Below are 16,347 nucleotides of genomic sequence, written 5' to 3'. Positions count from 1 at the left end.
TTCGGGTCCCAGCCGCCGTTGTTCACACCCCGGAACATGCCGAGCAGGTTGGTCGGGTCGACCCCGCGGCACCAGGCGACGCCGTGCTCGCGGTAGGTCGGGAAGACGTAGTCGTCGTCGCGGGTGGCCCGGCCCGAACCGATCTGGGCGGCCTCCTGGCCGAGCATCGAGGCCCACAGGCCCAGCTCGCCCTGGCGCTGCAGGGAGGTGGCCTCCGCGTCGAAGCGGCGGCTCAGGACCATGTCCCGGTACAGGCCGCGCAGCTCCTCGGGGGTGATGTCGGCGACGTACGGGTCGTACGTGGCGTCCTTGACCCGCTTGCCTTCCGGGGTCAGCAGCTGAACGAGCTCCGGCTCGCCGCCCGTCGCCCCGGGCGACTTCTTGGCGGCCGCGCCGGCGCTCCTGCTCGCGGCGCTCTTGGTACCGGTCGTACTGGCGCTCGCGGCGCTCTTCGTACCGGCGCTGCGTCGCGGCTTGCGCGCGGCAGTGCTCTCCACGGTCACGTGTGCTCCTCCGTCGGTCCGGCCCCCGGGGTTGCCGGAAGGCTGGGGTCCCCCTCGCTCGCGGTTCGAGCTCGGGAGAGCGGCTCGCCTGTTCCGGCACCCGTGCACGGGGTGGGTGCCACTCGGCCGGGAACAGGCGTGACAGGTGCCCCGGCGAGCGCCCTGCAACTGCCACGTTACCCAGTGCTTCACAATTCTGTGAAACCCCTCCTGACCTGCGATTTTTATAGGAAATCCGAGTACTTGGATACGTGGATTTCCTACTAGATCGAGCAGATCGGAACAGTCGCTGGTCACAGCACTGGTCACAGCCTTGCAGGGGGCCGGAACACCGGCACGTTATCCCGGCCACCCCGGGCTCGGGAAGAGTTCACCTGGGGCAATGCCCATGACCGTGTGTGAGACTGACTCCGTGCGCGAAATCGGGAAAATCACTGTATTCCTCCTCGATGACCACGAAGTGGTCCGCCGCGGTGTCCACGAACTGCTCTCGGTCGAGGACGACATCGAAGTGGTCGGGGAAGCGGGTACGGCGGCCGACGCGCTGGTACGGATCCCGGCCACCCGCCCGGACGTGGCCGTCCTGGACGTGCGTCTCCCGGACGGCAGCGGCGTGGAGGTGTGCCGCGAGATCCGTTCCGCGAACGAGGACATCAAATGCCTGATGCTGACCTCGTACGCCGACGACGAGGCCCTTTTCGACGCGATCATGGCGGGCGCCTCGGGCTATGTCCTCAAGGCCATCCGCGGCCAGGAGCTGCTCACGGCGATCCGGGATGTCGCGGCCGGAAAATCCTTGCTCGACCCGGTGGCCACCGCGCGCGTCCTGGAGAGGCTGCGGGACGGCGGCACCAAGGACGACAGCCGGCTCTCCCGTCTCACCGACCAGGAACGCAGGATCCTCGATCTGATCGGCGAGGGGCTCACCAATCGCCAGATCGGCGAGCGACTGCACCTCGCCGAGAAAACGATCAAGAATTACGTGTCGAGCCTGCTGTCCAAACTGGGAATGCAGCGCCGGTCGCAGGCGGCCGCCTACGTGGCCCGCAAACAGGCGGAACAGCGGCATCCTTGAATGATCAGGGGCTGGTGGCCCCTTTCCCTTTACGGCTCGCGGCCCTTTGCGGGGAGCGGGGAGCGGAGCGACGGAGAGCGGGGAATGGACGGGAAGAAGCGGACGTGAAGAATCCGTTCTCCCGGGTCCGAACGGACCCGGGAGAACCGGACCGGGTCAGCCCTCGTCCCCCGCGGCGGGGGACTCGGTGCCGCCGCCGGCCGGATCCTCGGTCGTCGGCTCGTCCGTCGGTGTGGCCGGTGTGGTCGGGGCCGCCGTGGTCGGTGCGGTCTTCGTCGGCTCGTCGGTCGGCTGGTCCGTCGTCGGCTCGCTGGTGACGCTCCGCGTCGGCTCGTACGACGGGGGGTAGTCCGTACTGTCGCCGGTGTTGGTCGAGTCGTCCGACGTGTCGTCGTCCGTGGACTGGTCCGTCGAGTCGTCGCTGGGCTGCTCGCTGGAGCCGTCGTTCTTGCTGGAGTGCGAGACGGTCGGCGACGGCGTGGTCCCGGTCTCCGAACCCGTGCCGTTGCCGGTGGTCTTGAGCGCCAGCGCGACACCGGCGGCGATGGCGATCAGCGCGAAGACCGCGAGGATCCACAGTTTGCCGCGGCCGCCGCCCCGGTTGCCGTGCCCCTCGAAGCCGCCGTCGTCGCCGCCCCCGTAGGGCGGGATGAGCGGTGCCGGGATCTGCGTGGTGCCGTAGTCACCGGGGTGCGGCAGCGCGGCCGTACCCGCGAAACCGGGCCCGTGGCCGTGCGACCCCTCGTGCATGGTGACCGGGCCGGTGTTCCAGGTGCCGGTGTGGCTGCCCTGGTCGTACAGCATCTGGAGCGCGTACTGGACGAGTCCGCGCATCTCCTCGGCGGTCTGGAACCGGTCGTCCGGATCCTTCGCGAGGGCGCGCATGACGAGCCCGTCGAGCTCCGGCGGCACCTCGCCCGAGACCTCCGAGGGAGGCATCGGGATGTCCTGGACGTGCTGGTAGACCACCGACAGCGGCGTCTCGCCGGTGAACGGGGGCCGCAGCGCGAGAAGTTCGTAGAGCAGACAGCCGGTCGCGTACAGGTCGGAGCGGTGGTCGACGGCCTTGCCGAGCGCCTGCTCCGGGGAGAGGTACTGCGGGGTGCCCATGACCATGCCGGTCTGGGTCATCGTCGACTGCGCGCCGTGCAGGGCACGCGCGATGCCGAAGTCCATCACCTTGACCGCGCCGGTCTCCGTGATGATCACGTTCGCCGGCTTGATGTCCCGGTGCACGATCCCGTGCTGGTGCGAGTAGGCCAGCGCCTCCAGGACACCGGAGACGATGATCAGCGCCTGCTCGGGCCCGGGGGCCTCGGCGTTGATCAGCAGATCGCGGATCGTGTGACCCTCGACGATCTCCATGACGATGTACGGGACGACCCCGTGCCCGACGACGTCCTCGCCGGAGTCGTACACGGCCACGACCGCGTGGTGGTTGAGCCCCGCGACCGACTGTGCCTCGCGTGTGAAACGGGCCTTGGACACGGGGTCCTCGGCCAGGTCGGCACGGAGCAGCTTGACCGCCACGGTCCGCCCGAGACGCACGTCCTCGGCGGCGAACACCTCGGCCATGCCGCCCCGGCCGAGCCTGTGTGTCAGCCGATATCGGCCGTCGCCGACCAGCCCGCCGTTACCCCACATCTCCGGCGCATCTGACATACCGCCGCCAGTCGCCTCGGGGTCGGACGGGCCCTGAGCGCGCTGCTGCTGTGCCATCAGTCCTCGCCGTCGTTTCTGCCCGCGGTCTGCGCGGTGGTTGTTACGGTCTCCGTCGGGCCACGCTACAGGCTTCGCGCGGGACGCCGGTCCGAGATGAGCGTGAGTGGACCGGCCATCCAACCCGTCGGAGTGCCGTCGGTGCAATTTCCGTGTACCGGCCGTACGTCACCTGTAACGCTTCCGCGACGCTTCTTTCTCAGACGGTCACGGAACGGGCACCGAGCTTGACGTGTCCGTGCCCTCGGGCAGACTTGGCCCGGAATAAGCCAATCGATCACGGCCGCGGGGGACGCAGAAGATGAGCCAGGACGGCGCACAGGGCCGGTACGCGGGGCGTGCGGTCGCCGGCGGCCGCTACCAGCTGCGCGATCTGCTCGGCGAGGGTGGCATGGCCTCGGTCCACCTCGCGTACGACTCGGTGCTCGACCGCCAGGTCGCGATCAAGACCCTGCACACCGAACTCGGCCGGGAACAGGCCTTCCGCGAGCGCTTCCGCCGCGAGGCCCAGTCGGTGGCCAAGCTCACCCACACGAACATCGTCTCGGTCTTCGACACCGGTGAGGACGACCTCGACGGCATGACGACGCCGTACATCGTCATGGAGTACATCGAGGGCAAGCCGCTCGGCTCGGTCCTCGACGCGGACATCCAGCAGTACGGCGCGATGCCCGCCGACAAGGCCCTGAAGATCACCGCGGACGTGCTGGCGGCCCTGGAGATCAGCCACGAGATGGGCCTGGTCCACCGGGACATCAAGCCGGGCAACGTGATGATGACCAAGCGCAACGTCGTCAAGGTCATGGACTTCGGCATCGCCCGCGCCATGCAGTCCGGCGTCACCTCCATGACCCAGACCGGCATGGTCGTCGGCACCCCGCAGTACCTCTCCCCGGAGCAGGCCCTCGGCCGTGGCGTCGACGCCCGGTCCGACCTGTACTCGGTCGGCATCATGCTGTTCCAGCTGGTCACCGGTCGGCTGCCGTTCGAGGCGGACTCCCCGCTGGCCATCGCCTACGCGCACGTCCAGGAGGAGCCGGTCGCGGCCTCCTCGGTCAACCGCTCGCTGCCCCCTGCGGTGGACGCGCTGATCGCCCGCGCGCTGAAGAAGAACCCGAACGAACGCTTCCCGAGCGCCGAGATCATGCGCGACGAGTGCCTCCGGGTCTCGCAGTCGTTCCAGGCCGCCGCACCGAACATCGTGCCGGGCGCCCAGACTCCCAGCGGTTCGGGCGTCGGCTCCGCGGTGTTCCCGCCGGTCGACCAGGGCACCCCGGCGCCCGGCCCCGTGCAGACGCCGTACCAGCCCGGTCCGTACGGCACGCCGACCCCCGCCCCGGCGTACGGCTACCCGCAGCAGGGCGGCTACCCGACTCCGCCGCAGACCGCCGCGTACGCCGGGCAGCACGGCACCTCCACGCCTCCCCCGTACAACCTCTCGCCCCAGCCCGCCGGCGGCCAGGGCCGCGGCAGGAGCAGCAAGTCGGTCGTGGTCGGCGCGGTCCTGGTCGCGCTCATGGCGGTCGGCGGCCTGATCACGGCGCTGGTCCTGAACGGCGGAACCGGCGACGACAACAAGGGCGGCGGCGACAGCACCGCCAGCTCGTCGCCCACCGCGGTCGCGGGGCACAAGGGTCCGGACACGTCGAAGAAGATCGACACCGAGAAGTGCACGGACCCGACGGAGTCGTACAACGACCCGAAGAAGATCGAGGTCCCCGACTTCCACTTCAAGAACCTCAGCTCGGTGAAGTCCTGCTTCCAGGCCGCCGGCTGGCAGATGAAGGTCACGCGCGTGGACGAGAACACGTACGGCGAGGACACGGTCATGGACCAGTTCCCCTCCGCCGGTGACGACGTCGACCCCAAGGACATGCCCGAGATCGAGCTCAAGGTGTCCTCGGGCGACCCGTCCTAGCGTCCTCGGCGACCCCGCCCCAGCGTCCTCGGACGCTCCACGGCGCTCCACGGCGCTCCACGACAGGAGTGACCGCGGACGCTCCGGCAGCGGAACCGGGAAGGGGCCCGGCACTCACGTGCCGGGCCCCTTCCCCTCGGCTTCCCGTCGGGGTGACCGCGCGTCGCCGGGCGACGGAGGCGGTGGCCCGGCCCTACGTGGTTACAGGTACGGTCCGCCCGAACGGCCTCCCGTACGGAGGTCCTCGTCGCCCTCCAGACCGCCGACACCCGGCGGAAGGGCACGGCGCATCTGCTCCAGCTGCGCCCTGGCCGCCATCTGCTGGGCGAACAGGGTCGTCTGGATCCCGTGGAAGAGCCCTTCCAGCCAGCCCACCAACTGAGCCTGCGCGATCCGCAGTTCGGCGTCGCTGGGAGTCCCCTCGTCCGTGAAGGGCAACGAGAGCCGCTCCAGCTCCTCCACCAGCTCCGGAGCGAGACCGTCCTCCAGTTCCTTGACGGAACTCGCGTGGATCTCCTTGAGGCGGACCCTGCTGGCCTCGTCCAGGGGTGCCGCGCGCACTTCCTCCAGCAGCTGCTTGATCATGCTGCCGATGCGCATCACCTTGGCGGGCTGTTCCACCATCTCCGTCACCGGGATCTCGCGGGAGTCCTCGTCCCCGGTGCCGCCGAGAGCCATTCCGTCCTGGCCCACGACCAGGATCTGAGGGTTCTCCGGCGACCGTTCGTTCCTCGGCATCTCCATGCCGCCATTCTCTCGCACCCACGTACTCCATCACGGTGGTGCCCCCCGTACACGGTGATCCACCACCTCCGTCGGCCCAGTTGGCGACAGGAAGGGTTTCCACAGCCTCTGAAGTGCGCGAATGACGCCATTTTCGGTCGAGATGCCGGGATCACGACGTCATGTGAGGCTGGTTGCGTCGATCACGGCACCCGTCTTGGCGAACCGTTCCGGGAGGGGGTCACCGACGTGACTCCATGGCTGCGCACCCTGCCCACGGCCGGACTCCTCGCGGCCGCCCTGCTGAACGGCCCCGCCCCGCTCGCGAACGCCGCGCCGACGGGCCCGGGCACCCTCGCCGCCCCCGCCCCGGCCCACTCCGGAGGCCTCTCGTACACCGCCTCACGGGTTCCGTCCGCCCGAGCCACCGCCTCACCGGCTCCGCCCGCCCAGAGCCCCGGCCCGCCCGGTTCGCCCACTGCCCCCACTCCCTCCTCGGGAGGGACCACCCCGTCCGCCTCGGGGACCACCCCGCCCGCCCCGTCCCCCTCGGGGGCCGGCTCACCGCTTCCGTCCCCCGGACGGTCCAACCCGCCCGGCCCGTCCGCGCACGGGCCCAGCGCCTCGGACGCGGCCGGCCCCACGGCCTCCGATCCGGCCCGCCCCACCCCTACGGCGGACCCGTCCCGCGCGGGCAGCTACGCGGGGGAGGGACGCGAACGTCCCGGCCGCACGGAACCGGACGGCCAGGACAGCCAGGACCCCGGCAGCCAGGACACCCCGGACCTCCAGGACACGGCCCCCGCCGCGGACACCGGGATCACGGGGCCGAGCGAAGCCCCCGACCCCTCACGCGACAACGCGGCCCCCGTCCAGCAGAGCGTCGTGGGCCCCGGCTCCACGCCCGGCGGTGACCTGGCACTCCTGCCGCTGGGCAGCGGCCTGATCCTCGTCGGCCTGGGCCTGGCCCTGGCCTTCCTGGGCCTGCGGGTACGCCGCGGCTGAGCCACCTCACAGGAAGCGCCGACGTACCGCGGCTGAGCCCCCCACACAGGAAGCGCCGACGTGCGGTGGCCGATCCAGCCCAGGGGGCGGATCGGCCACCGCGGCCGGGTCAGCCGCTAGGGGGCGACGAGCAGCACCTTTCCGATGTGACTGCTCTCCTCCAGCACCCGGTGCGCACCCGCCGCGTCGCTCATGGGCAGCTCACGGTCGACGACAGGACGGACATGACCGGAGTCGATCAGCGGCCACACGTGTTCCCGCACGGCCGCCACGATCGCCGCCTTCTCGCTGAGCGGCCGGGCCCGCAGCGAGGTGGCACTGACGGCAGCACGCTTGCTCAGGAGCGCGGCGATGTTCAGCTCCGCCTTGATGCCGCCCTGCATGCCGATGATGGCGAGCCGCCCGTTGACGGCGAGGGCGCGCACGTTCCGGTCGAGGTACTTGGCCCCCATGTTGTCGAGGATGACGTCGGCACCCGCTCCTGAGGTGGCCCGCCCGATCTCCTCGACGAAGTCCTGCTCGCGGTAGTTGATCAGGATGTCCGCGCCCAGCTCCGCGCAGAAATCGAGCTTCTCCTTGGTGCCCGCCGTCACCGCGACCTTCGCGCCCACGGCCTTCGCGAGCTGGATCGCCATGGTGCCGATGCCGCTGGAGCCGCCGTGCACGAGCAGGGTCTCGCCAGGGCGCAGATGGGCGACCATGAAGACGTTCGACCAGACCGTGCACGTCACCTCGGGCAGCGCCGCCGCCCGCAGGACGTCCAGGCCCGCGGGAACGGGGAGCAGCTGCCCGGCGGGGACGGCGACCTTCTGGGCGTATCCGCCGCCCGCGAGCAGCGCGCACACCTCGTCGCCGACCGACCAGCCGAGGACGCCCGGACCGACCGCGGCGATACGCCCCGAGCATTCGAGTCCGGGATAGGGGGAGGTTCCGGGCGGCGGGTTGTACAGACCCTGCCGCTGCAGCAGATCGGCGCGGTTGACGGCGCTGGCCACCACCTCGACCAGCACTTCGCCCTCGGCCGGTACCGGATCGGGAACCTCGTCCCACACCAGCGCCTCGGGCCCACCAGGTTCGGGAATCGTGATCGCGTACATGAGATGGACGCTACTCCTGCGCGGTGTCGCCTGTTCCTACGGCAGGTGCCGGGTGTCCGGCGCCGTCCGGATGCTCGGGGTGACCCGGACGATCGTGATCAGCCGGTCCGTCAACTGCAGTGTGCCGACGTCCGGTTCGTCGTATCCGAGCACGCGATGCCCCCGTACGACGCTGACCACGAGGTCGGTGGTGTCCCGGGCACTCATGCCGACCTCGGCCTTCGTGACGGGCCGGTCCACGATGTCGAGCCCGCTGCCCTGATGGATCAGGTCCTCCATCACCATGCCCGCGGCGGGACTGAGCACGGAGAGGCCGAGCAGTCGGCCGGCCGCGCTGGCGCTGGTGATGACCGCGTCGGCGCCGGACTGCCGGAGCAGCGGCGCGTTCTCCTCCTCGCGGACGGCGGCGACGATCTTCGCCCCACGATTGAGCTGCCGCGCGGTCAGGGTGACCAGGACCGCGGTGTCGTCCCGCTGGGTGGCGACGATGATCTGCCGCGCCTTGTGGAGTTCGGCGCGCATCAGCACATCGCTGCGCGTGGCGTCCCCGATCACTCCCGCGTACCCCTCGGCCGTCGCCGCGTCGACCACCCGGGAACTCGGGTCGACGACCACGACCTGTTCCTTCTTGAGCCCGGTCGCGCAGACGGTCTCGACGGCCGACCGCCCCTTGGTCCCGAAGCCGACAACGACGGTGTGATCCCTCAAGGTCGCCCTCCAGCGGTTCAGTCGCCACTCCTCCCGGGTGCGTTCCGTGAGGACCTCCAGCGTGGTGCCGACCAGGATGATCAGGAACAGCACCCGCAGGGGCGTGATGACCAGGATGTTGATGAGCCGGGCGACGTCACTGGTCGGGGTGATGTCGCCGTATCCGGTGGTGGAGAGGGTGACCGTCGCGTAGTAGAAGGCGTCGAGCAGGTCGACGCTGCCGTCGGAGTTGTCGGTGTAGCCACCGCGGTCGACCCAGACGATGAGCGCGGTGAGCACGAGCAGCAGCAACGCCATCGACAGCCGCTTCGCCACCTGTCGAATCGGACGCTGTACCACCTTCTGCGGCAGTTTCACCTGGTGGGTCATCAGATGCTCGTCCGCCTGGCGGGCGATCGTATCGGCGCCCGGAAGTTTCACGTGAAACACTCCCCGCTCGGATCCATGCCGCTCATGCCCCCGGACTCCATGCCGCTCATGCCCCCGGACCTGCTCAGACGAAGCACGCGTCGATCCCCGCGACGGCCCACGGCAGATCGAGGAGTTCCAGCTCCTGCCCGGCGCGCGCACCGCCCGGCGGTACGACCGCGAGCGCGTCGGCGGCGGCGATGCCCCGCAGCATCGCCGGGCCGTTGTAGTGCAGCGGCGCGGCCCGCTCGCCCCGCAGCGAGACGGGGATGAGCCGGGTGTCGTACGGATGCCCCTGCACGGCTTCCCCGAGGGGCAGGGTGTACGGCTCCGGGGCCATGCGTCCGGCCAGCGCGCGCAGCATCGGCTCGGCGAGCGTGAGCAGTCCGGAGACGGCCGCGAGGGGGTTGCCGGGCAGCCCTACGAGGTGCTGGCTCTCCTGGATACGAGCCAGCAGCATCGGATGCCCCGGCCGCACCTTGACGCCGTCCACCAGCAGTTCGGCGCCGATCCGGCGCAAGGTGGGGTGGACGTGGTCGACGGGGCCGGCGGCGGTGCCGCCGGTGGTGACGATCAGATCGGCCCGGGAGCCGGTGATCGCTCTGTGCAGCGCCTTGGCGTCGTCGCCGATCCGGCGCACCGCGACGACCTCGGCGCCCAGCGCCCTCAGCCACGGCGGCAGCATGGGGCCGAGCGCGTCCCGGATGAGCCCTTCCCGGGGAAGTCCCTCGGTGAGCAGCTCGTCGCCGAGGATGAGAACTTCGGCGCGCGGGCGGGGGACGACGGCGAGTGTGTCGTACCCGGCGGCCGCCGCGAGGCCCAGCACGGCGGGGGTGACCAGGGTTCCGAGCGGCAGCAGCTGGTCACCGTTGCGGCACTCCTGGCCGCGCGGGCGGATGTCCTGCCCGTGAGTGAGCGCCAGGATTCCCCGGGACCGGGCGGAACCCGGCTCCTGCCCGGCGCCCGTGTGCAGCCGGCCCTTGTCGTCGAGGTGCCCGTGCTCGCTGCGCAGGACGGCGGTCGCGTCCCGCGGGACCCGCGCCCCGGTGGCGATCCGGACCGCCTCGCCGTCGCTGAGCCGCTCCGGTTCCGCGTGCCCGGCGAGTACGCCGTCCTCCCGCACCTCCCAGGGCCCGGGTCCGGCGACCGCCCAGCCGTCCATGGCGGAGGTGTCGAAGGAGGGAAGGTCGGTGAGCGCGGTCAGGGGAGCGGCGAGGACGAGGCCGAGGGAGGCGTCGAGGGGGACCGAGACGGGGGTACGGCGGGACAGGGCACGGGCGGCCCGCTCGGCGACGGCCCGGGCCTCCGGCCACGGGGTGGACCGGTGACGGATGTGCTTGGCCTCGCCGCTGTTCTGGGCGCCCGGCGAGGGGACCGCTGCCGGGTCGGTTCCCTGGGTGCCCGGGACGGCACGCTCCGCCCGTCCGGGCTCGCCTGACGGGCGGGCACCCTCGCCCTTGACCAGGGCGAGCGCCTCCTCGACGTCGAAGTCGTCCGTGTCCTGGCCGTCCTGGCTGTCCCGGGTGGAGCGGGCGGCGGTCATCCGGCGTCCGGCTCGGTGGCGGGCGTGGCGGGCGTGGCCGGGGCGGCGGGCGGCCCGCTGTCCGGCCGGGCGTCGGGAGTGTCCTCGTCGGCCCAGCGGAGCGCGAGCGCGGCGGCCTTGCGGGCGGCTTCGGCGACCGCTTCCGGTCCTCCGCCGGCCCGCGCGGCCGCGTATCCGACGAGGAACGTGGTCAGCGGCGCGGCCGGCCTGGCGACGCCGTGCGCGGCGTCGCGGGCCAGGTCGAGCAGCACGCCGGTGTCGACGTCCAGGTCGATGCCCAGTTCGTCCTTGACTGCGGAAATCCATTCATCCAGCACGTGCCCATGCTCCCTGATGCGCGCTCGAGCGGCGGCGATGTCGTTCCAGGTGTCGCAGTCGAAGGACGCGACGGGGTCGGTGATGCGGGTGAGGTCGAGGGCGGCGACGAGCCGCCGGAGCGGCAGCCCGGAGAGGCTCCCGTGCGCGGCGGCGAGCGCACCCAGCTCGCGGCGCAGCGCGTCAGCGCGGTAGACAGCCACGAGGGGCTGATCCCGCCCGTCGGGGTCGGTGAGGAGAACACCGTCCAAACGGGCGCCGGGACCGTCCGCCCGGGTACCGGACCCGTCGGCGCGGGTGCCGGGGTCGTCGTGACAGGTGTCATGCCCGTCGTGGCGGGTGCCGGGCCCCTCGATGCGGGTGGCATACCCGGGCCGGGCCGGGCGGGATGCCCCCGGGATCTCGTGTGGGGTGCCGGCGCGAAGGGTGTCCAGCAGGCGCCGGACCGTCTTCTCCTCCAGGAACGGAAGGTCGGCGGAGAGCACGAGGACGTACGGCTCCCCGGTGTGACGCAGCCCGGCGTCCAGCGCGGCGAGCGGTCCCCCGCCCGGCGGGTCCTCGCGGGCCCACTCCACGGGACGCGCCGTGGGCCTGGGCCGGGCCACGACCACCGTGCGGGTGGCATCGGCACACGCGGCCAGGACCCTGTCCAGCAGGGTCCGGCCGCCCACCCGCACGCCGGGCTTGTCCTCGCCGCCGAGCCGCCGGGCGGCACCACCCGCGAGCACGACGGCGTCGTACCCGGCATCGGCACCGGGGGTGCCTCGCGGGCCGGCGCCGCCGGGTCGTCCGGTCGCGCCCTCGGGCTCGTACGCGGTCATGCCCCGAGTATGGGCGTCCGAGGAATCGGCGCCACCCCCGGGGCACGGCACAGCTACCGGGCCGGCCGGGCCGACCGGACCGCGTGTCCTACAGAGTCCGCAGAAGCACCGCCGGCTGCTCCACGCAGTCCGCCACGTACCGCAGGAAGCCGCCCGCCGTACCGCCGTCGCAGACCCGGTGGTCGAAGGAGAGCGAGAGCTGGACGACCTGACGCACCGCCAGCTCGCCCTGGTGGACCCAGGGCTTGGGGATGATGCGGCCGACGCCGAGCATGGCCGCCTCGGGGTGGTTGATGATCGGCGTGGAGCCGTCGACACCGAACACGCCGTAGTTGTTCAGCGTGAAGGTGCCGCCCGTGAGGTCCGCGGGCGTCAGCGTCCCGGTCCGGGCCGCCTCGGTCAGCCGGCCGAACTCCGCGCTCAGCCCCTCCGCGTCCCGTGCGTGCGCGTCCCGCACGACGGGGACGACGAGCCCGCGCTCGGTCTGGGCCGCGAAGCCCAGGTGCACCTGGCCGAGCCGGACGATCTCGCGGGCTTCCATGTCGACCGTCGAGTTGAGCTCGGGGAAACGGGCCAGCGCCGCGGTGCAGATCCGGGCCAGCAGTGCCAGCAGGGAGATCTTCGGGCCGCCGGCCGCGTTCATCGCCCTGCGCGCCTGCATGAGCTCCGTCGCGTCGGCGTCCACCCAGCAGGTCGCGTCCGGGATCTCGCGCCGGCTGCGCGAGAGCTTGTCGGCGACGGCGCCGCGGACACCCCGGAGGGGCACCCGGACACCCCCCGGGGACGTGCCCCGGGAGACACCGGACCCACCGGGCACCACCGACGCGATGTCCGCGTAGGAGGTCATCTGGCCGGGCAGTCCCTCGTACGCGGGCTCCGTGACGGGAGCACCGGGCCCGGCCGTCGCGGTGCGGTGCGACTGCGGCGTGGCGGACGACCGCAGCCGTCCGGTCGCCGCCGCGCGCAGCGCGTACTCGACGTCCGCCCGCAGGATGAGTCCCTCGGGACCGGAGCCATCCAGCTCCCGCAGGTCCACACCGTTCTCCCGGGCGAGCCGTCGCACGAGGGGCGAGATGACCGGAACCGGGCCGTCGCCCCGCGAGGGGGTGACGCCGTTGCGAGCGGTCCGCGCCATGTCCGCCGTGTCCGGCGGTACGGCGGCGACGGGTGCGGGGCGGCCCTGCGCGGGCCGGGCGGGCGAGGCACCCGTGCCCGCCGGGGACGGTGCCCCGGCCGGTCCTCCGGCGGCGCCGGAGGGGCGAACCCTCCTGCGCCGCGCCGGGGGCGCTCCCGTGCCGTATCCCACCAGCACGTTCCCGGAGCCCTCGTCGCTCGGCTCGTCCTCGCCGGTCCCGCCGTCATCGGCCGGGGCGCCCACGGCGACGGTCAGCAGCGGTGCCCCCACGGGCAGTTCCGTGCCCTCCTCGCCGAAGCGGGCCGTGACCACACCGCCGTAGGGGCAGGGGACCTCGACCATCGCCTTGGCCGTCTCGACCTCGACGACGAGCTGGTCGACGGCGACGACGTCACCGACCTCCACCAGCCAGCGGACGATCTCCGCCTCGGTGAGTCCCTCCCCGAGGTCGGGGAGCTTGAACTCCAGCACCTGTGCCATCAGCTCTGCGCCTCCCATTGCAGACGTCCCACGGCGTCCAGGATCCGGTCGACGCCGGGCAGGTGATGCCGCTCCAGCATCGGCGGCGGATACGGGATGTCGAACCCGGCGACGCGCAGCACCGGCGCCTCCAGGTGGTGGAAGCAGCGCTCCGTGACGCGGGCCGCGATCTCCCCGCCCGGTCCTCCGAACCCGCCCGACTCGTGCACGACGACCGCTCGTCCGGTCCGCCGCACCGATGCCGCGACCGTCTCGTCGTCGAACGGCACCAGCGAGCGCAGGTCGACGACTTCGAGGTCCCAGCCCTCGGCCCGCGCAGCCTCGGCGGCTTCGAGGCAGACGGGCACGGACGGCCCGTAGGTGATCAGCGTGGCGCTCCGGCCCGAGCGCCGCACCACCGCGCGGCCTATCGGCTCAACGGCCGGCGGCTCGTCCGGGTTCCAGGAATCCTTCGACCAGTACAGCCTCTTGGGCTCCAGGAAGACCACCGGGTCGTCCGAGGCGATGGCCTCCCGCAGCAGTCCGTAGGCGTCGGACACGGTCGCGGGCATGACGACGTGCAGGCCCGGGGTCGCCATGTAGTACGCCTCGGACGAGTCGCTGTGGTGCTCGACGCCGCCGATGCCGCCGCCGTAGGGGACGCGGATCGTGATGGGCAGGGGCATGGCGCCCCGTGTGCGGTTGCGCATCTTCGCCACGTGCGAGATCAGCTGCTCGAACGCCGGGTAGGCGAACGCGTCGAACTGCATCTCCACGACCGGCCGCAGGCCGTACATGGCCATGCCGACCGCCGCACCGAGGATGCCCGCCTCGGCGAGCGGGGTGTCCGTGCAGCGGTCGTCGCCGAACTCCTTGGCGAGTCCGTCGGTGACCCGGAAGACGCCGCCGAGGGTGCCGACGTCCTCGCCCAGGACGTGGACGGCCGGGTCGGCGGCCATGGCGTCGCGCAGGGCGCGCCCGAGCGCCTGCGCCATGGTGGCCGGTTTGAGGGCAACCGTGGTCATCGCCCGGCTCCTTCCGGGCCGTGCGGGCCCGCTCCGAGCGTGCCGTCCGCCTCGGCGTCCAGCTCCGCTCTCAGCTGGCTCTCCTGCTCAAGCAGTTGAGGAGTGGGTTGTGCGTACACATGGGCGAACAGGTCCATGGGGTCGAGCACCGGGTCCTGGTTCATGCGCTCACGCAGGTCCGCGGCCATCGCCTCGGCGCCGTCGCGCACCTCCTGGAGAGCCGCTTCGTCGAGCAGACCGCGCTCGGTCAGCTCGCGCTCCAGAAGCACGACGGGGTCGTGGCCGCGCCAGGTCTCGACCTCGGCGTCGCCCCGGTAGCGGGTGGCGTCGTCGGCGTTGGTGTGCGCGTCGATGCGGTACGTCACGGCCTCGACGAGGGTGGGACCGCCGCCCGCGCGCGCGTGGGCGATGGCCTCGCTCAGGACCTGGTGCACGGCCACCGCGTCGTTGCCGTCGACCAGACGGCCCGGCATCCCGTAGCCGACGGCCTTGTGGGCCAGCGACGGGGCGGCGGTCTGCTTGGCGAGCGGGACGGAGATGGCGAAGCCGTTGTTCTGCACGAGGAAGACGACGGGCGCCTGCCACACGGCGGCGAAGTTCAGCGCTTCGTGGAAGTCGCCCTCGCTGGTGCCGCCGTCACCGACCAGGGCGAGCGCGACCACGTCGTCGCCCTTGAGGCGGGCGGCGTGCGCGAGGCCCACGGCGTGCGGGAGCTGGGTCGCGAGCGGGGTGCACAGAGGCGCGATGCGGTGCTCGTGCGGGTCGTAGCCGGTGTGCCAGTCGCCGCGCAGGAGGGTGAGGGCCTGGACGGGGTCGAGGCCGCGGGCTACGGCGGCGAGGGTGTCGCGGTAGCTGGGGAAGAGCCAGTCGCGCTCCTCCAGCACGAGCGCGGCGGCGACCTCGCAGGCCTCCTGTCCGGTGCTGGACGGGTACACGGCGAGACGGCCCTGCTTGGTGAGCGCGGTGGCCTGGACGTTGTACCGGCGGCCACGCACCAGTTCCGTGTGCAGACGGCGCAGCAGGGCCGGATCGACCTTGGCGGCCGCGTCGGTGCCGAGGACGCGGTGGGGCAGCGCGTCGGGCAGCAACGGCGCGGGGTCGGTGCGGGGCTGCCAGGCGGGCGGCGGCGTGGGCCGGTAGGCCCCTCGCTGCTCCATGACCGTCATGACGGCACCTCCTCGTGGGAGCGGCTTCAGGCGCGTCACGGGTGTGATGCGCCTCACCTACCGATTGTTCGGTCGTCGGCACATTTTGGCTACAGGCGCCGCCAGGCTGTGGACAAACGGTTCTGCGCAGCCTGAGATGGATGCAGTACGTCCATGGTAGGGAGGCGGGGGGACATGGCACCTGAACAAATGGCCGAGCCGCCGGAGGCCGGACCCTCCGTGCCGCCCGCCCGTCCGCTCGACGCGATCGACCAGGACATCCTGCACATGCTGCAGGCGGACGGCCGTGCCTCCATACGTTCCGTGGCCGAGCGGGTCCATGTCTCGCGGGCCAACGCCTACGCGCGGATCAACCGGCTCATCGAGGACGGTGTGATCCGCGGCTTCGGGGCGCGCGTCGACCACGAACGCGCGGGACAGGGCACCTCGGCGTACATCACCCTCAAGATCGTGCAGAACTCCTGGCGCACGGTGCGGGAGCGGCTGAGGGTGCTGCCCGGGGCCTCGCACATCGCCCTGGTGGGCGGCGACTTCGACGTGCTTCTGCTGGTGCACACGCCGGACAACCGGGCGCTGCGCGAACTGGTGCTCACCCGGCTCCAGGCCATCCCGGAGGTGCTCAGCAGCAGGACACTGCTGGTCTTCGAGGAGGAGGACCTGGAGCCGGAGGCCTGACGCCACCGGCACCGGCCCCGCACAGGCCGGCCCGGCCCCCGCTCCACCGGCC

The 16,347-nt window shown here is 72.0% G+C and carries 14 protein-coding genes; 4 read left to right on the top strand and 10 right to left on the bottom strand.

Going from position 1 to position 16,347, the window contains the following annotated elements; genetic code table 11:
• On the bottom strand, positions 1-503 hold a 503-nt coding region (locus tag ACFYW9_RS32610; RefSeq protein WP_389158015.1), incomplete at its 3' end, for a thiamine pyrophosphate-dependent enzyme.
• 412 nt (positions 504-915) lie between these two features.
• Here ACFYW9_RS32610 and ACFYW9_RS32605 point away from each other — a divergent pair.
• Positions 916-1,578: a response regulator gene (locus tag ACFYW9_RS32605; protein WP_389158012.1), complete on the top strand. Its 663-nt coding sequence runs from the start codon at positions 916-918 to the stop codon at positions 1,576-1,578.
• Positions 1,579-1,734: 156 nt separating this feature from the next.
• Here ACFYW9_RS32605 and ACFYW9_RS32600 read toward each other — a convergent pair whose 3' ends face one another.
• Positions 1,735-3,297 (bottom strand): protein kinase, encoded by a 1,563-nt coding sequence (locus ACFYW9_RS32600; RefSeq protein WP_389158009.1) that lies wholly within the window; start codon positions 3,295-3,297, stop codon positions 1,735-1,737.
• 301 nt (positions 3,298-3,598) lie between these two features.
• On the opposite strand from ACFYW9_RS32600, the gene ACFYW9_RS32595 reads away from it, so the two are divergent.
• Entirely contained in the window at positions 3,599-5,215 is a 1,617-nt protein-coding gene (locus tag ACFYW9_RS32595; protein ID WP_389158006.1) for a protein kinase, read from the top strand.
• A 201-nt stretch (positions 5,216-5,416) separates the two neighbouring features.
• Here ACFYW9_RS32595 and ACFYW9_RS32590 read toward each other — a convergent pair whose 3' ends face one another.
• The gene (locus tag ACFYW9_RS32590) at positions 5,417-5,959 is read right to left on the bottom strand and encodes a bacterial proteasome activator family protein (RefSeq protein ID WP_326786689.1); all 543 of its coding nucleotides are present in this window, start codon (positions 5,957-5,959) and stop codon (positions 5,417-5,419) included.
• Between the two features lie 228 nt (positions 5,960-6,187).
• Here ACFYW9_RS32590 and ACFYW9_RS32585 point away from each other — a divergent pair, with 228 nt between their 5' ends.
• On the top strand, positions 6,188-6,943 hold the full coding sequence (locus ACFYW9_RS32585; protein ID WP_389158003.1) for a hypothetical protein: 756 nt from the start codon (positions 6,188-6,190) through the stop codon (positions 6,941-6,943).
• Positions 6,944-7,059: 116 nt separating this feature from the next.
• Here ACFYW9_RS32585 and ACFYW9_RS32580 read toward each other — a convergent pair whose 3' ends face one another.
• The 7 genes from ACFYW9_RS32580 to pdhA form a co-directional block, all read right to left on the bottom strand.
• A complete protein-coding gene (locus tag ACFYW9_RS32580; protein WP_389158000.1) occupies positions 7,060-8,040 on the bottom strand; it encodes an NAD(P)H-quinone oxidoreductase in 981 nt (326 codons plus the stop codon).
• 36 nt (positions 8,041-8,076) lie between these two features.
• Positions 8,077-9,177 carry a potassium channel family protein gene (locus tag ACFYW9_RS32575; RefSeq protein WP_389157998.1) on the bottom strand — a complete coding sequence of 367 codons (1,101 nt, stop codon included), beginning with the start codon at positions 9,175-9,177 and terminating at the stop codon, positions 8,077-8,079.
• A gap of 64 nt (positions 9,178-9,241) precedes the next feature.
• Entirely contained in the window at positions 9,242-10,699 is a 1,458-nt protein-coding gene (locus ACFYW9_RS32570; RefSeq protein WP_389157996.1) for a molybdopterin molybdotransferase MoeA, read from the bottom strand.
• Positions 10,696-11,835: a DUF6457 domain-containing protein gene (locus ACFYW9_RS32565; protein WP_389157992.1), complete on the bottom strand. Its 1,140-nt coding sequence runs from the start codon at positions 11,833-11,835 to the stop codon at positions 10,696-10,698. The genes ACFYW9_RS32570 and ACFYW9_RS32565 overlap by 4 nt, the downstream gene beginning before the upstream one ends.
• An 88-nt stretch (positions 11,836-11,923) precedes the next feature.
• Complete coding sequence (locus ACFYW9_RS32560) at positions 11,924-13,450, bottom strand: dihydrolipoamide acetyltransferase family protein (RefSeq protein ID WP_389158022.1); 1,527 nt, start codon at positions 13,448-13,450, stop codon at positions 11,924-11,926.
• The gene (locus tag ACFYW9_RS32555; RefSeq protein WP_328450396.1) at positions 13,450-14,454 is read right to left on the bottom strand and encodes an alpha-ketoacid dehydrogenase subunit beta; all 1,005 of its coding nucleotides are present in this window, start codon (positions 14,452-14,454) and stop codon (positions 13,450-13,452) included. The genes ACFYW9_RS32560 and ACFYW9_RS32555 overlap by 1 nt, the downstream gene beginning before the upstream one ends.
• Positions 14,451-15,620: a pyruvate dehydrogenase (acetyl-transferring) E1 component subunit alpha gene (pdhA, locus tag ACFYW9_RS32550; protein ID WP_389157988.1), complete on the bottom strand. Its 1,170-nt coding sequence runs from the start codon at positions 15,618-15,620 to the stop codon at positions 14,451-14,453. The genes ACFYW9_RS32555 and pdhA overlap by 4 nt, the downstream gene beginning before the upstream one ends.
• Positions 15,621-15,794: 174 nt before the next feature.
• Between pdhA and ACFYW9_RS32545 the strand changes: the two genes are divergently transcribed.
• Entirely contained in the window at positions 15,795-16,295 is a 501-nt protein-coding gene (locus ACFYW9_RS32545) for an Lrp/AsnC family transcriptional regulator (RefSeq protein ID WP_382783426.1), read from the top strand.
• The last annotated feature ends 52 nt before the right edge of the window (positions 16,296-16,347 follow it).

The organism is Streptomyces sp. NPDC002698, assembly GCF_042888945.1.
In the GTDB taxonomy this organism is placed as follows: Bacteria; Actinomycetota; Actinomycetes; order Streptomycetales; family Streptomycetaceae; genus Streptomyces.
The sequence above is the reverse complement of the archived record's forward strand: the minus strand, read 5'-3'. Positions and strand labels throughout refer to the sequence as shown.

Coding starts and splice junctions, on each gene's coding strand:
- ACFYW9_RS32600 (WP_389158009.1), bottom strand. CDS start 3,297: ATGGCACAGCAGCAGCGCGCTCAGGGCCCGTCCGACCCCGAGGCGACT.
- ACFYW9_RS32595 (WP_389158006.1), top strand. CDS start 3,599: ATGAGCCAGGACGGCGCACAGGGCCGGTACGCGGGGCGTGCGGTCGCC.
- ACFYW9_RS32590 (WP_326786689.1), bottom strand. CDS start 5,959: ATGGAGATGCCGAGGAACGAACGGTCGCCGGAGAACCCTCAGATCCTG.
- ACFYW9_RS32580 (WP_389158000.1), bottom strand. CDS start 8,040: ATGTACGCGATCACGATTCCCGAACCTGGTGGGCCCGAGGCGCTGGTG.
- ACFYW9_RS32570 (WP_389157996.1), bottom strand. CDS start 10,699: ATGACCGCCGCCCGCTCCACCCGGGACAGCCAGGACGGCCAGGACACG.
- ACFYW9_RS32565 (WP_389157992.1), bottom strand. CDS start 11,835: ATGACCGCGTACGAGCCCGAGGGCGCGACCGGACGACCCGGCGGCGCC.
- ACFYW9_RS32560 (WP_389158022.1), bottom strand. CDS start 13,450: ATGGCACAGGTGCTGGAGTTCAAGCTCCCCGACCTCGGGGAGGGACTC.
- ACFYW9_RS32555 (WP_328450396.1), bottom strand. CDS start 14,454: ATGACCACGGTTGCCCTCAAACCGGCCACCATGGCGCAGGCGCTCGGG.
- pdhA (WP_389157988.1), bottom strand. CDS start 15,620: ATGACGGTCATGGAGCAGCGAGGGGCCTACCGGCCCACGCCGCCGCCC.
- ACFYW9_RS32545 (WP_382783426.1), top strand. CDS start 15,795: ATGGCACCTGAACAAATGGCCGAGCCGCCGGAGGCCGGACCCTCCGTG.